The 13,381-nt window shown below is 68.9% G+C and carries 13 protein-coding genes; 7 read left to right on the top strand and 6 right to left on the bottom strand.

Going from position 1 to position 13,381, the window contains the following annotated elements; all coding sequences use genetic code 11:
• Positions 1-20 precede the first annotated feature (20 nt).
• A complete protein-coding gene (locus tag V5F75_RS12070; protein WP_394037109.1) occupies positions 21-368 on the top strand; it encodes a c-type cytochrome in 348 nt (115 codons plus the stop codon).
• Between the two features lie 315 nt (positions 369-683).
• Here the strand turns inward: V5F75_RS12070 and thrS are convergent, their stop codons facing one another.
• Positions 684-2,657, bottom strand: a complete 1,974-nt coding sequence (gene thrS, locus V5F75_RS12075; protein ID WP_394037108.1) for a threonine--tRNA ligase — start codon at positions 2,655-2,657, stop codon at positions 684-686.
• Positions 2,658-3,031: 374 nt separating this feature from the next.
• Between thrS and V5F75_RS12080 the strand changes: the two genes are divergently transcribed.
• The 3 genes from V5F75_RS12080 (at position 3,032) to V5F75_RS12090 (ending at position 5,864) form a co-directional block, all read left to right on the top strand.
• On the top strand, positions 3,032-3,664 hold the full coding sequence (locus V5F75_RS12080) for a L,D-transpeptidase (RefSeq protein WP_393990230.1): 633 nt from the start codon (positions 3,032-3,034) through the stop codon (positions 3,662-3,664).
• Between the two features lie 45 nt (positions 3,665-3,709).
• Positions 3,710-4,738, top strand: coding sequence for an amino acid ABC transporter substrate-binding protein (locus tag V5F75_RS12085; RefSeq protein ID WP_394037106.1), 1,029 nt, complete (start codon positions 3,710-3,712; stop codon positions 4,736-4,738).
• Positions 4,739-4,874: 136 nt separating this feature from the next.
• On the top strand, positions 4,875-5,864 hold the full coding sequence (locus V5F75_RS12090) for an MBL fold metallo-hydrolase (protein WP_394037104.1): 990 nt from the start codon (positions 4,875-4,877) through the stop codon (positions 5,862-5,864).
• A gap of 4 nt (positions 5,865-5,868) precedes the next feature.
• On the opposite strand, the gene cutA is transcribed toward V5F75_RS12090, so the two are convergent.
• Positions 5,869-6,207, bottom strand: coding sequence for a divalent-cation tolerance protein CutA (cutA, locus tag V5F75_RS12095; RefSeq protein ID WP_394037102.1), 339 nt, complete (start codon positions 6,205-6,207; stop codon positions 5,869-5,871).
• A gap of 227 nt (positions 6,208-6,434) precedes the next feature.
• Between cutA and V5F75_RS12100 the strand changes: the two genes are divergently transcribed.
• From V5F75_RS12100 to V5F75_RS12110, 3 genes are read left to right on the top strand one after another with little or no spacing between them, the layout of a single operon-like run.
• Entirely contained in the window at positions 6,435-7,217 is a 783-nt protein-coding gene (locus tag V5F75_RS12100; protein ID WP_394037100.1) for an NAD kinase, read from the top strand.
• Between the two features lie 23 nt (positions 7,218-7,240).
• Positions 7,241-8,665 (top strand): MBOAT family O-acyltransferase, encoded by a 1,425-nt coding sequence (locus V5F75_RS12105; protein WP_394037098.1) that lies wholly within the window; start codon positions 7,241-7,243, stop codon positions 8,663-8,665.
• Positions 8,666-8,680: 15 nt separating this feature from the next.
• Positions 8,681-9,769, top strand: a complete 1,089-nt coding sequence (locus V5F75_RS12110) for an alginate O-acetyltransferase AlgX-related protein (protein WP_394037096.1) — start codon at positions 8,681-8,683, stop codon at positions 9,767-9,769.
• Between the two features lie 3 nt (positions 9,770-9,772).
• On the opposite strand, the gene V5F75_RS12115 is transcribed toward V5F75_RS12110, so the two are convergent.
• The 4 genes from V5F75_RS12115 to folE all read right to left on the bottom strand — a co-directional run bounded on the left by V5F75_RS12115 (position 9,773) and on the right by folE (position 13,261).
• Complete coding sequence (locus tag V5F75_RS12115; protein WP_394037094.1) at positions 9,773-10,375, bottom strand: flavin reductase family protein; 603 nt, start codon at positions 10,373-10,375, stop codon at positions 9,773-9,775.
• 82 nt (positions 10,376-10,457) lie between these two features.
• Entirely contained in the window at positions 10,458-11,531 is a 1,074-nt protein-coding gene (locus tag V5F75_RS12120) for a patatin-like phospholipase family protein (RefSeq protein WP_394037092.1), read from the bottom strand.
• A 434-nt stretch (positions 11,532-11,965) separates the two neighbouring features.
• Positions 11,966-12,442 (bottom strand): phosphoribosyl-AMP cyclohydrolase, encoded by a 477-nt coding sequence (gene hisI, locus V5F75_RS12125; protein WP_394037090.1) that lies wholly within the window; start codon positions 12,440-12,442, stop codon positions 11,966-11,968.
• Positions 12,443-12,514: 72 nt separating this feature from the next.
• Positions 12,515-13,261 carry a GTP cyclohydrolase I FolE gene (gene folE / locus V5F75_RS12130; protein WP_394037088.1) on the bottom strand — a complete coding sequence of 249 codons (747 nt, stop codon included), beginning with the start codon at positions 13,259-13,261 and terminating at the stop codon, positions 12,515-12,517.
• Between the last annotated feature and the right edge of the window lie 120 nt (positions 13,262-13,381).

A 13,381-nucleotide genomic window follows, 5' to 3' on the forward strand; every position in this document is an offset into this window, starting at 1 on the left:
CCCAGCGAAAGGCGAGGCCCGTGATCCGTCCTTTGCGTCCTGCATCCGGCCCGCTGGCGGCGGCCGTCGTTTTCGTTTCAGTTCTGGCGGGGGAGGGCACGGCGATGGCCGGCGGCGATGCCGCCGCGGGGCAGGCCCTGGCGAAGACATGGTGCGCGAGCTGCCATGTGGTGGACCGCGCCCAGGAGCGGGCGCAGAGCGATGCGCCGCCCTTCGCCTCCATCGTGCGCCGGGCGCTCGATCCCTCGGCGGAGTGGATCGCCTTCCGGCTTCTCTCCCCCCATCCCCAGATGCCCCAGATCTCCCTGACCCGCGCCCAGGCCGAGGACCTCGCGGCCTATTTCAGGACCCTGGAGAAGGACCAGTAGCCTCTTTCAGGACCCTGGAGAAGGACCAGTAGCCTCGCGGGTTGCGGGTCGCGAAGGCGCACAGTCGCTCGCCCTGTCACCGGACGCCGCGTGAGTCTGTTTCGGGCCGATGACCCCCTGCGCCGGAAGGCAGGCGGCGCTCCCGGAGCGTCTTGCCCCCGCGGGTCCGCGCCGCCCGAGCCTGCCTTTCCGAAGGCTGCGGCATGCGGCGCCGGGCGAACTCTGTAAACGGCCGGGGGAGCCAAATTCGGCGGGCAAAAAAGAACCCCGAAGCGGGGCTTCGGGGTTCTCCTCAAGACAGGTGAGATGTTCCGCTCAGGCCGCCGCGGCGCACGCCCTGCGCTTCAGGTCCGGCGGCACGGCCTCGTCGCTCAGCGCGGCGAGCACCTGGTCCAGGCTCCCGCTTTCCTGGGCGTTGGAGCCCAGGCGGCGGATGGAGAGCGTGCGCTCGGCCGCTTCCTTCTTGCCCGCCACCAGCAGCACCGGAACCTTGGCCAGCGAATGCTCGCGCACCTTGAGGTTGATCTTCTCGTTGCGAAGATCAATTTCGGCGCGCAGGCCCGCCGCCTTCAGCTTCGCCACCACTTCCTCGGCGTAGGCGTCGGCCTCCGAGGTAATGGTGGCCACCACCACCTGGGTGGGCGCGAGCCAGAGCGGGAAGTGCCCGGCGAAATGCTCGATCAGGATGCCGGTGAAGCGCTCCATGGAGCCGCAGATGGCGCGGTGGATCATCACCGGCGTCTTCTTCTGGCCGTCGGCATCCACATAGAAGGCGCCGAAGCGCTCCGGCAGGTTGAAGTCCACCTGGGTGGTGCCGCACTGCCATTCGCGGCCGATGGCGTCACGCAGGGTGTATTCGAACTTCGGCCCGTAGAAGGCGCCCTCGCCCGGCAGGATGCCGGTCTTAATGCGTCCGCCGGAAGCTTCCTCGATCTGCTTGAGGACGCGGGTCATCACCTCCTCGGCATGGTCCCACACGGCATCCGAGCCCACGCGCTTGTCGGGGCGCGTGGAGAGCTTCACGATGATCTCCTCGAAGCCGAAGTCGGCATAGGTGGAGAGGATCAGGTCGTTGATCTTCAGGCACTCGGCCGCCATCTGCTCTTCGGTGCAGAAGATGTGCGCGTCGTCCTGGGTGAAGCCGCGCACGCGCATGAGCCCGTGCAGCGCGCCGGAGGGCTCGTAGCGGTGCACCGCGCCGAACTCGGCGAGGCGCATGGGCAGGTCGCGGTAGCTCTTCAGGCCGTGCTTGAAGATCTGCACATGGCCGGGGCAGTTCATGGGCTTCAGGGCGAACACGCGCTCGTCCTTGGTCTCGTCGCCCGCCGACTGCACCTTGAACATGTTCTCCTTGTACCAGCCCCAGTGGCCGGAGGTCTCCCACAGGCCGGCGTCGAGCACCTGGGGCGCGTTCACCTCCTGGTAGTCGGCCTTCAGGCGGCGGCGCATGTAGGCCACCAGCTCCTGGAACAGGGTCCAGCCCTTGGGGTGCCAGAAGACGGTGCCGGGACCTTCCTCCTGGAAGTGGAACAGGTCCATCTCCCGGCCGAGGCGACGATGGTCGCGCTTCTCGGCTTCCTCCAGGCGGTGGAGGTAGGCGGCGAGCTCCTTCTCGTCGTGCCAGGCGGTGCCGTAGATGCGGGTCAGCATCGGGTTGTTGCTGTCGCCGCGCCAGTAGGCGCCGGCCACCTTCATGAGCTTGAAGGCGTTGCCGATCTTGCCGGTAGAGGGCAGGTGCGGGCCGCGGCAGAGGTCGAACCACTCGCCCTGCTTGTAGATCTTCACATCCTGGTCGGCGGGGATGGCATCCACCAGCTCGACCTTGTAGTTCTCGCCCATCTCGCCGAAGACGCGCTTGGCCTCGTCGCGGGTCCACACTTCCTTGGTGAAGGGGCGGTCGCGAGCGATGATCTCGCGCATCTTCGCCTCGATCACCGGCAGGTCCTCGGTGGTGAAGGGCTCGTTGCGGGCGAAATCGTAATAGAAGCCGTTCTCGATCACCGGGCCGATGGTGACCTGGGTGCCGGGCCAGATGGACTGCACCGCCTCCGCCAGCACGTGGGCGCAGTCGTGGCGGATCATCTCCAGCGCGCGCGGGTCGTCGCGGGTGACGATCTCGAATTTCGCGTCGGCGCCGATGGGGGCGGCAAGGTCGGCCAGCTCACCATCGAGGGTGACGGCAACCGCCTTCTTGGCCAGGGATTTGGAGATCTGGGCGGCGATGTCGGCGCCGGAGGTTCCCGCGGCGTACTCGCGCTGGGCGCCGTCAGGGAAGGTCAACGAGATCATAAAGCATCCTCCTGCCCACTCCTGCGCACCACGCAGGTAGGCTTGTGTCCCATATGGGGCGCACCTTTTAAGGGGGAAGGGCCGGCGGCGTCCAGATGGCCGCCGGGCGTATGGGCCGGCGGGGCGGATGAGGCGGTTGTGATCGGAAAGCGGCGCCTTGCGGGGGCTGCTCCCCCTTTCCCTCGGGGCGCGGCTCAGCTAATCGAATTGCGGGGATGTGGGTTGTGCACGCCGCATGAGTCCTCTTGGGGACGATGGGGCAGGCGCGGCCCGCGCGAGGGGGTGAGTGAGGGGAACGGCCGGCGTTAAGCCGCGCTTAAGCCGAACCCGGTGACAACGTTTGCTCCCGAAGGGACGCGACAGATGAGGCGGGCATGATTTCCTCGACCTTCAAGACCTTGACCTTCGCCGCCCTGCTTCAGGCTGGCCTGCTGGCCGGCGTGAGCGCGGGCCATGCGCAGACGGCGCCGCGCGGTACCCCCGGCGCCACCATGGATATCGGCGACCAGCCCGGCTACGTGCCTCCCGATGACGACGAGGCCCAGATGGACCCCGCCTTCCGTCGCCAGCCGGTGTATTTCCGCACCACCGAGCCGCCGGGCACCATCATCATCAGCACCAACGAGCGCTTCCTCTATCTCGTCCAGGGTGACAATCGCGCCATCCGCTACGGCATCGGCGTCGGCCGCGACGGCTTCCAGTGGTCGGGCCTGAAGAGCATCGAGCGCAAGGCCGAATGGCCCGACTGGCGCCCGCCGTCCGAAATGATCGAGCGCCAGCCGTACCTGCCGCGCTTCATGGCCGGCGGTCCCGGCAACCCCATGGGCGCCCGCGCGCTCTACATTGGCGGCACGGTCTACCGCATCCACGGCACCAACCAGCCGCAGACCATCGGCTATGCGGTGTCCTCGGGCTGCTTCCGCCTCGTGAACTCCGACATCATCGACCTCTACCAGCGTGTGCCGGTGGGCACGAAGGTCATCGTGCGCCAGCAGGCCACCCTCTGAGGGTGGCCCTTTCCCTTTTTCTCTTCTCCTGAACCGGGGGCATTCATGAAGAAGTTACTGGCCCTTCTGGCCGGCGCGGTCGCGCTCGCGGCCACCGGCGCCTCGGCTGAGACCGCGGCACCGGCGCAGACCCTGAAGACCGTGAAGGACCGCGGCGAGCTCATCTGCGGCGTGTCGAAGGGCCTGCCGGGCTTCTCGGCAGCCGACGCCAAGGGGCAGTGGAGCGGCTTCGACGTGGACCTGTGCCGCGCGGTCGCCGCCGCCGTGCTCGGCAGCGGTGACAAGGTGAAGTTCGTGCCCCTCTCGGCGGAGGAGCGCTTCCCCGCCCTGCAGAAGGGGCAGGTGGACCTGCTCTCGCGCAACTCCACCTGGACGCTGGACCGGGAAGGCAAGCTCGGCCTGCTGTTCGCCGGCATCTCCTATTACGACGGCCAGGGCTTCCTCGTGCGCGACTCGCGCAAGATCACCTCGGCTCTGGAGCTCGGCAAGTCGAAGGTCTGCGTGCAGGAAGGCACCACCGCGGTGGGCAACACGCAGGACTACTTCAAGGCCAACGGCATGGAGCTGGAGCTCGTCACGCTGCCCAATTCCGAGGAGCTCGTGAAGGCCTACGAATCGGGCAAGTGCGACACGCTCACCACCGACGTGTCGCAGCTCTATGCCCTGCGCCTCAACACGGCCAAGCCCGCCGACCATATCGTGCTGCCCGACGTCATCTCCAAGGAGCCGCTCGGCCCCGTGGTGCGCCAGGGCGACGACCAGTGGTTCAACGTGGTGAAGTGGGTGCTCTACGGCATGATCAACGCGGAGGAGCTGGGCGTGACCTCTGCGAACCTCGATGAGGCGCAGAAGTCGCAGAAGCCGGACGTGAAGCGCCTGCTCGGCGTGGAGGGCGACAACGGCGCCTCCCTCGGCCTGCCCAACGACTTCGTGGTGCTGGTGGTGAAGGCCGTGGGCAACTACGGCGAGAGCTACGAGCGCAACGTCGGCGCCGCCTCCAAGCTCGGCATCCCGCGCGGGATCAACCAGCTCTGGAGCATGGGCGGCATCCAGTACGCCCCGCCCATCCGCTGAGGCGCGGACACATTCCAAGGCTTCCGGCGCCGCTCGCAGGCATGTGAGCGGCGCCTTCGTTTGTGGCGTCGACCGTTTGGGCGCGCATGGCTATCCTCCGGCCGCACAGGCTTTCCCTCGCGCCGGAAGGATCTCCATGACCGCGTTGTCGCGCCGCACCCTCGTCGCCGGAACCGCCGGCGCAACCGTCGCCGGCCTCCTGGGCGCCCGCATCACGCCGGCCGAGGCGCAGGACGCGGGGCAGGGGCAGGGCGCTGCGCGGCCGATCCCGAGCGCCTACCGCTACAAGGTGGGCGATGCGGTGGTCACCGCCGTCAGCGATGGTGTGCGCACCTTCCCCATGCCCGAGGGCTTCGTGCGCAACGCGCCGCGCGAGGCCGTGAACGGGGCGCTCGCCGCCGCCTTCCTCGCGCCGGACCAGATCTCCATTCCCTTCAACGTGCTGCTGATCGAGACCGGCGGGCGGCGGGTGCTGGTGGATACGGGCAACGGGCCCGGACAGGGGCCGGTGGGCCGCGCGCGGGAGACGCTGGCGGCCATCGGCGTGCCGGCGGAGAGCATCGACCAGGTGGTCATCTCCCATTTCCACGGTGACCACATCAACGGCCTGCTGACGGCCGAGGGCGCGCCCGCCTTTCCGAAGGCGCGCGTCTTCGTGCCGGAGGCGGAATGGGCGTTCTGGATGGATGAGGGCGAGGCGAGCCGCGCCCCGGAGCGCATGAAAAGCAGCTTCCAGAACGTGCGGCGCGTGTTCAAGCCGCTCGGGAGCGAGGTGGAACGCTATGCCTGGGACAAGGAGGTGGCGCCCGGCCTCACCAGCCTCGGCACCCCCGGCCATACGCCCGGGCACACCTCCTTCACGCTCGGCTCGGGGGCGGATGCGCTGTTCATCCAGTCTGATGTCACGAACATTCCCGCCCTGTTCGTGGCGAATCCCTCCTGGCAGGTGATGTTCGACATGGACGGCGCCAAGGCCGCCGAGGTTCGCCAGCGCACCTATGAGCGCCTCGCCGCCGAGCGCATGAAGGTGGCGGGCTATCACTTTCCCTTCCCCGGCGCGGCACACGTGGTGAAGGAGGGCGATGGCTATCGCTACGTGCCGGTGATGTGGAACCCGGTGCCGTGAGGGCTCATGCGGGCGGCAGCGGCTCGGTCTCGGCGGCGATCCAGCTGATATAGCCGGGATCTCCGCCGGCGACGGGCACCACCACGATGGCCGGCTGCTCATAGGGGTGGAGGGCGCGGAGCGTCGCCACCACTTTTTCCGCAAGGGCCGCGGTGGTCTTCAACAGCATGACCACTTCCTCGCCCCGTTCCAGCTCGCCCGCCCAACGGTAGATGGAAACCATGCCCGGCAGGATGTTGGCGCAGGCGACGAGGCGCTGCTCCACCAGCAGCCGCGCGGTGGCCTCCGCGGGCTCCAGCGCCGGGAAGGTGGTGTAGACCAGGGCGGTTGCGGAATGGCTCATGGGCGCCTCTCGATGGCCGGGCGTCGCCCGGAGTGGCCGGCGCCGCGCCAGGATGGCGCCAAAGCCGTCGGCCGCCAAGGCGGGGCCGGCGCCACTGACGCCCGTTCCCGCCGGAGGATTGCGACAGGGACGATTGCTTTGCCTCGACAAGACCCGATCGGGGCATTAGACGAAAGCGGGTGCTTCCGCCCCTCGCGGCCCCGGCCGCCGTCCTGAACGCTTCACCCATGAGCCAATCCGCCGGCCTTTCCCCCAAGATCGCTTTTGTCGCCAGCCAGACGCCGGAAGCGGAGGCCGCGCGCGATCGCCTCGCCGCGCGCTACGGCGGCACCTCGGTGGCCGACGCCGATGTGATCGTGGCGCTGGGCGGCGACGGGCTGATGCTGCAGACGCTGCATCATTTCCGGGACCGGGGCCTGCCCATCTACGGCATGCATCGCGGCTCGGTGGGCTTCCTCATGAACACCTTCCGCGAGGACGATCTGGTGGAGCGCCTCGCCGCCGCCCAGCACGTGCGGATCCATCCGCTCGTGATGGAGGTGATGGACGCCAACGGCACCCGCCACCGCGCGCCGGCCATCAACGAGGTGTCGCTGCTGCGCCAGACCTATCAGGCGGCCAAGCTCCGGGTCTCCATCGATGGCAAGGTGCGGCTCGAGGAGCTCATCTGCGACGGCATCATCATCGCCACCCCGGCCGGCTCCACCGCCTACAATCTCTCCGCGCACGGGCCGATCCTTCCGCTCGGCACGGCCCTGCTCGCCATCACGCCCATCTCGCCCTTCCGCCCCCGCCGCTGGCGCGGCGCGCTGGTGCCGGACAAGGCGCGCATCGACATCGCGGTGCTGGAGGCGGAGAAGCGCCCCGTGAGCGCGGCGGCCGACCATTACGAGGTGCGGAACATCGTCGCAGTCTCGGCACGGCTTGACACTTCATCGTCCATCGACATGCTGTTCGACCCGGACCACGGCCTGGAAGAGCGCATACTGCGCGAGCAGTTCGTGTATTAGACCCCTCCTGCCCGCGACGCCCGATGGTTTTTTCCTCAGTCACCTTCCTTTATTATTTCCTGCCCGCATTCCTGGCCTGCTACTTCCTGGCGCCGGGCATACGGATCAAGAATACCGTTCTGCTGGCCTTCTCCATCGTCTTCTATGCCTGGGGCGGGCTGGCGAACGTGGTGGTGCTCGCCAGTTCCATCGTGGCGAACTATTTCCTGGCGCTGCTGATCGACGCGCGCTCCGAACGCTACCGGCTGAAGACGCTGGGGCTCGCGGTCGCGGTCAATCTCGCGGGGCTGATCGCCTTCAAATACGCGGGCTTCCTCGCCACCAACCTCAACATTCTCATCTCGCCCCTCGGGCTCGCGCTGCCGGTGGTGCATCCGGAGCTGCCGCTGGGCATCTCCTTCTTCACCTTCCACGCCATCTCCTACCTGGTGGACGTCTATCGCCGGAAGGTGCGGGCGAACGGGCGGTTCGAGGAGATCGCGGTCTACATCACCATGTTCCCGCAGCTGGTGGCCGGGCCCATCGTGCGCTACTCCACCATCGCCCACCGCATCCGCGAGCGGCGTACCACGCTCGGGCGGGTTTCGGCGGGCCTGCGCATCTTCGTCATCGGCCTGTCCTGGAAGGTGCTGATCGCCGACGAGGTGGCGCCGGTGGTGTCGGTCGTGTTCGACAAGACGGCGGTGCCCAACCTCTGGGAGGCGTGGATCGGCGTGAACGCCTACGCGATCCAGCTCTATTTCGATTTCGGCGGCTATTCCAACATGGCCATCGGGCTCGCCATCGCCATGGGGCTGCGGTTCCCGCGCAACTTCAACCTGCCCTACCGCTCGCGCTCCATCGGTGAGTTCTGGCGACGCTGGCACATGAGCCTGTCGAGCTGGTTCCGCGATTATGTCTACATTCCCCTGGGCGGAAGCCGGAAGGGGCCGTGGCGCTCCATCGGCAATCTCTGGGCGGTGTTCTTCCTGTGCGGCCTTTGGCACGGGGCGAGCTGGAATTATCTGGTCTGGGGCCTCTACCAGGGCCTCTTCCTGATGCTGGAGCGCACCCGGCTCGGCACGTGGCTCGAGCGTTCGCCGCCGGTGGTGGGCTTCCTCTACACCCAGGCCGTGCTGTTCTCGAGCTGGGTGTGGTTCCGCGCGAGCTCGCTTGAGCAGTCGAAGACGTTGTTCGGGAGCCTCATCGGCCTCAACGGCACGGGCGAGGTCTCGGCTGCGCTGCTGGCGGAGCTGCAGTGGATGACCATCGCGGTCAGCATCCTCGCATGGCCGCTCGCCATCTTCGGCCTGCCGAAGCCCGGCGCGGGCATGATGCGCCTGCCGGAAAGGCTGCGCAGCGCGTTCTATGCCCTCGGCGACAGCACGGTGATGCTGGTGCTTTTCATCCTGTGCGCGCTCTCGGTGGGGGCGGCGGCCTACAGCCCCTTCCTCTATTTCCAGTTCTGAGAAGGGGGGAGCCTCATGGCGCTGCTCATGTCCTTCCGCCGTTACTGGGCGGTCTTCTTCTTCTCGGTGCTGGTATTGCCCACCATCGGCTTCTTCGCGCCCGACCTGCCGGCGCCCCTGCGCACGGTGACGGCTCCGGCGGAGAGCTGGTGGCTCAGGGCCTCCGAGCGGCTCGACCCCTACATCAACAACGTCTTCGGCTTCCGCGGCGCGGTGCTGGCGGCGCACGACCGTTACGTCCGCTGGCTCGGTGTCGACGGCGAGCGGGTGATGAAGGGCGAGGGCGGCGCGCTGTTCATCAAGGACCAGCAGGCGGTGGAGCAGTCCATCGGCCAGCTCGTGCGCCCCTGGGTGGTGGAGCAGGTGGCGGATGTCGCCTCACGCCTGGACAACTACATGAAGTCCATCGGCGGCCGGTTCGTGATGGTGGTGCCGCCCAACGGCCAGACCGTGAACTGGGACCGGCTGCCCGCATATGCGCGCGACCTGCGGCGCGCGCCGACCGAATACGACCTGCTCGCGAAGACCATGGCGGCGCGCGGCATGCCCTTCGTGGACCTGCGCCCGGTGATGGCGGAGGCGAGGAAGGACGGGCCGGTCTACCGCCTCAACGACACCCACTGGAACGACCGCGGCGCCGTTCTCGGCTTCAACGCCACCATGAAGGCCCTGGGCAGGCCCGACCTCGCGTTCGATCCCGCCGACGTGCTCGGCCCGCCCCGCCAGCGGTTCGACGGCGATCTCGTGCGCCTCATGGGCGCCACCAAGGCCGAGGTGCCGGACGTGGACTATCCGCGGAAGGGCGCCATGGTGCGGCGCGAGGACCTGACGCCCATCCCCGACATCGCGACCCAGCGCTCGCCCAAGGACCCCTTCCAGCCGCAGGTGTACGAAACCGGGCATGCGGGGCCGCGCATCATGGTGATCGGCGATTCGTTCACCCAGAACTTCTGGCCGGGCTTCCTGGCCGCCCGCGCCTCCGCCTACATGTGGACCCACCACCGCAGCTGCGGCTTCGACATGCAGGAAGTGGAGCGCTTCAGGCCCGACATCCTGATCTATGCTCCGGCCGAGCGCTCGCTGCCGTGCCGGGCGGAGAAATAAGGCTCACGCCTTCGGGCGCGGGCGGGCCAGAACGCGGTCCACCGGCGCATAGTCCAGGTAGCCGCAGCGCGCGAGGCTGTGCAGCCGGGTGATGTCGAGGCGCCCATCCACGATGCTCTCGTCGGCGATGTGGACGCCGACGACCTCGCCGATGACCATGTAATTGTCGCTCACGCGCCCGTCGCGTCCGCGCAGGCGGACAGTCTCCACATGCACGCATTCGAGCGCGCAGGGGCTCGCCGCCACGCGCGGCGGCCTCACGAGGCGCGAGGGGGTCGGGGCGATGCCGCAGGCGGCGAACTCGCTCACCTCGCGTGGCAGCGGGGCGGAGGAGGCATTGACCGCGTCGATCAGGTCCAGCGTGGCGAGGCTGCACACGAACTCGCCGGTGGCCTCGATGTTCGCCACGCTGTCCTTGCGCCCGATGGAGGAGAACATGACCAGCGGCGGCGCTTCGCTCACCATGTTGAAGAAGGAATAGGGCGCGAGGTTCGCCGTGCCCTCCGCCGAAATGGAGGAGATCCAGCCGATGGGGCGGGGCGCCACGATGGCCTTCAGCGGGCTGTAGGGCAATCCGTGGTCGTTGCGGGCGGGCTCGTAGAACATGCGCGGCGTCCATCCGGGCGGGAGGGGTGGTCTGCCGCCATCGTTATCCGCGCACGCCGGCGCCGTCATCCGCCCTGCGCGCTCACTTCAGCGTGGCCACGGCGGCGGCGATGTCCTCCAGGCTGCGTTCCACCGCCTCGGCGCCGGCGGCGATGGCCTCGCGGGCCCGCTGGAAATCGAACAGGCCGATGGCGCCGAGCTTGGGGGAGACCATCAGGTCCGGCGGATCCCCGGCGAGGCGCGAGCGGGCGATGCGGTCCTGTGTGATGTTGAAGGCGTCGATCATCACGCTGGAGAGGCCGCGCGGGCCGTCCTCGTCCGGGGCGGAGAAGAACTGCCGGCGCAGGCGGTCCGGGCTCAGCCGTCCCATCAGGTTGCGGCGCTTGCCGGTGAGGGCGGCATCCGCGACATGGCCGACCACGCCGCCGTGGTCGTGGATGACGGTGCCGCGCCCGAACACGTCGGCGTTCAGGTTCACCGCCACCACCAGCCGGGCGCCCAGAGCCCGCGCGGGGGAAACGGGCACCGGGTTCACCAGCGCCCCGTCCATCAGCCAGCGTCCGCCCACGTTCACCGGGGTGAAGATGCCGGGCAGGGCGTAGGAGGCGCGCAGCGCGTCCACGAAATCGCCGCGCGTGAGCCAGATCTCGTGGCCGCTGCCGAGCTCCGTGGCGATGGCGCCGAACACCACGGGCAGGTCTTCGATGGCGAGGTCGCCCACCTTCTGGCGCATCAGGTCCACCAGCCGGCGGCCGCCGATGAGCCCCGCGCCGCCGAGGGCGAAGTCCAGCATGCCCAGCACGCGCCGCTTGTTGAGGGCGAGCGCCCATTCTTCCAGCATATCGAGCTTGCCGCACGCCCACACCCCGCCCACCACCGCGCCGATGGAGGTGCCGGTGACCACGCCGGGCCGGAGGCCCGCCTTCTCCAGCGCGCGCAGAACGCCGATGTGCGCGAAGCCGCGCGCGGCACCGCCGCCGAGGGCGAGGCCGAAGGCGGGCCGGTGCACATGGGCTGGCGGACGTGGCGGGGCGGCGTCGAGATCGGGGCGCAGCTCGGCCTCGTTCACGGGCGGGGCGCTGGCCTGCGTGTCGTCGAGCCGGGGGCCTGCGGGGTCGAGAGCGCTTTCGCCACGCCGGAGAAAGGGATGAAACATGGTCGCCTCGCAGTGCCGCCGCGTCGAGACGCGTGCTTTGCAGTAGCAATGCCCCAGCCCACGCGCCGGTTCCGGCGCGTCCCTCCATTACCTGTATCTTGCCACAGATGGATGTCGGAACCGTGGCCGCGGCGCGGATGCGATGCGGCGGATGGTGGCCGAAGCCGGACGGCGATCGTCGTGGCGGGCGCCGGTGCCGATGGCGCTGCGGGTTATCCCGAGCGCGCTCATGGCGGCGGCGACAGCGGACGGAGACCTTCCGCGATGCTGCCGCGGAGGCTCAAGCATCATGCCCCCCGGAGGAGCACGTCCGATGGCCGCTCCTGGCCTGGAGCAAGAGGGCTCGAACCCTGCCGTGCGGAGGCCCACGCCGTACTTTCCCATCGCGGTACGGGCGCGGGCTGCGGACCCGCGGCGTGCTGGCAGGCGGCTATTCAGTGGTCGTGCGGCTTGCCGTAGACCGCGGCAGGGTCGAAGCGCGGGGTGTCGCCGGTGAAGCCGAGGGCGGTGTCCGGGCCCGGCGCGGCGCCCAGGGGCACGGTGCGGTAGAAGCAGGAGCGCCGGCCGGTGTGGCAGGCGGCACCGGTGCCGCCCATCTCCACCTTGATGACCACCGCGTCCTGGTCGCAGTCCACCAGCATCTCCAGCACCTTCTGGGTGTGGCCGGAGCTTTCGCCCTTCTTCCAGAGCTTGCCGCGCGAGCGGCTGAAATAGTGCGCCTCGCCGGTGGCCATGGTGAGGGCCAGCGCCTCGGCGTTCATGTGGGCGAGCATCAGCACCTCGCCGGTGCGCGCGTCCACGGCCACGCAGGTGATGAGGCCGTTGGCGTCGAACCTGGGGGTGAGCTGGGTTCCTTCCTCCAGCGCCGCGCCGGAGGCAGGGGCGGCGAAGGGGGCGGCGGGGGCGGTCATGGGAGAGGCTCTCAAGCATGGGGCCGCTCCCTTGCGGCGCGGCCCCGTTGAAATCGTCGGCGAAGCGGCGGATCAGGCCTTGCCGGCGCGCACCATGGTCATGAAGCGCACCTGCTCGGCCGGATCGTCCCGGAACACGCCGGTGAACTGGCTGGTGAGGGTGGTGACGCCGGCCTTGGTGATGCCGCGCATGGACATGCACATGTGCTCGGCCTCGATCATCACCGCCACGCCGCGCGGGCGCAGGCCCTCGTCCAGGGTGGTGACGATCTGCGAGGTGAGGTGCTCCTGGGTCTGCAGGCGGCGGGCGAACGTGTCCACCACCCGCGCGATCTTCGAGAGGCCCACCACCCGCTCCACCGGGAAATAGGCCACGTGGGCCCGCCCGTAGAACGGCACCATGTGGTGCTCGCAGTGGGAATAGAAGGGGATGTCCTTCACCAGCACCATGTCGTCGAAGGTGCCGATCTCGCCGAACGTGCGGTCGAGCATCTCGTCGCCGCCTTCGGCATAGCCGGAGAACAGCTCGTCATAGGCCTTGATGACGCGCTTGGGCGTGTCGAGCAGGCCCTCTCGGGCGGGGTTCTCGCCCATGTAGGCGAGCAGGGTGCGCACCGCGGCCTCGGCCTCCTCGCGGGAGGGGCGGGGGCTGCCGTCCGGCAGGGGGGGAAACACCGGGCGGGGCGCCGGCTGGCCGTCGGCGGCCGGTTTGTGTCCCTTGCGGGCGTTCTTCGCGGCTTCCATCTCGCGCGCCTGCGCCTGGCGCTGGCGTTCTTCGTTTTCCGCCTGCGCCTTGAACAATTTCACAACCGCGTCCATGACGTACACAACTCCGTTCGACCCGCCGCGGCGCAAAGCCGGATGGCGGGAGTGTCACCGGTCGTCGGCTACGCATGCGCGGGAGCCTTCCCCAACCGCGCCCCGCCTTGCAGCGGCGGC

Source organism: Xanthobacter albus, from assembly GCF_043194895.2.
In the GTDB taxonomy this organism is placed as follows: domain Bacteria; phylum Pseudomonadota; class Alphaproteobacteria; order Rhizobiales; family Xanthobacteraceae; genus Xanthobacter.

What these genes read in the sequence shown, in the direction of transcription:
- thrS (WP_394037108.1), bottom strand. Translation starts at nt 2,657, where the DNA reads ATGATCTCGTTGACCTTCCCTGACGGCGCCCAGCGCGAGTACGCCGCG.
- V5F75_RS12080 (WP_393990230.1), top strand. Translation starts at nt 3,032, where the DNA reads ATGATTTCCTCGACCTTCAAGACCTTGACCTTCGCCGCCCTGCTTCAG.
- V5F75_RS12085 (WP_394037106.1), top strand. Translation starts at nt 3,710, where the DNA reads ATGAAGAAGTTACTGGCCCTTCTGGCCGGCGCGGTCGCGCTCGCGGCC.
- V5F75_RS12090 (WP_394037104.1), top strand. Translation starts at nt 4,875, where the DNA reads ATGACCGCGTTGTCGCGCCGCACCCTCGTCGCCGGAACCGCCGGCGCA.
- cutA (WP_394037102.1), bottom strand. Translation starts at nt 6,207, where the DNA reads ATGAGCCATTCCGCAACCGCCCTGGTCTACACCACCTTCCCGGCGCTG.
- V5F75_RS12100 (WP_394037100.1), top strand. Translation starts at nt 6,435, where the DNA reads ATGAGCCAATCCGCCGGCCTTTCCCCCAAGATCGCTTTTGTCGCCAGC.
- V5F75_RS12105 (WP_394037098.1), top strand. Translation starts at nt 7,241, where the DNA reads ATGGTTTTTTCCTCAGTCACCTTCCTTTATTATTTCCTGCCCGCATTC.
- V5F75_RS12110 (WP_394037096.1), top strand. Translation starts at nt 8,681, where the DNA reads ATGGCGCTGCTCATGTCCTTCCGCCGTTACTGGGCGGTCTTCTTCTTC.
- V5F75_RS12115 (WP_394037094.1), bottom strand. Translation starts at nt 10,375, where the DNA reads ATGTTCTACGAGCCCGCCCGCAACGACCACGGATTGCCCTACAGCCCG.
- V5F75_RS12120 (WP_394037092.1), bottom strand. Translation starts at nt 11,531, where the DNA reads ATGTTTCATCCCTTTCTCCGGCGTGGCGAAAGCGCTCTCGACCCCGCA.
- hisI (WP_394037090.1), bottom strand. Translation starts at nt 12,442, where the DNA reads ATGACCGCCCCCGCCGCCCCCTTCGCCGCCCCTGCCTCCGGCGCGGCG.
- folE (WP_394037088.1), bottom strand. Translation starts at nt 13,261, where the DNA reads ATGGACGCGGTTGTGAAATTGTTCAAGGCGCAGGCGGAAAACGAAGAA.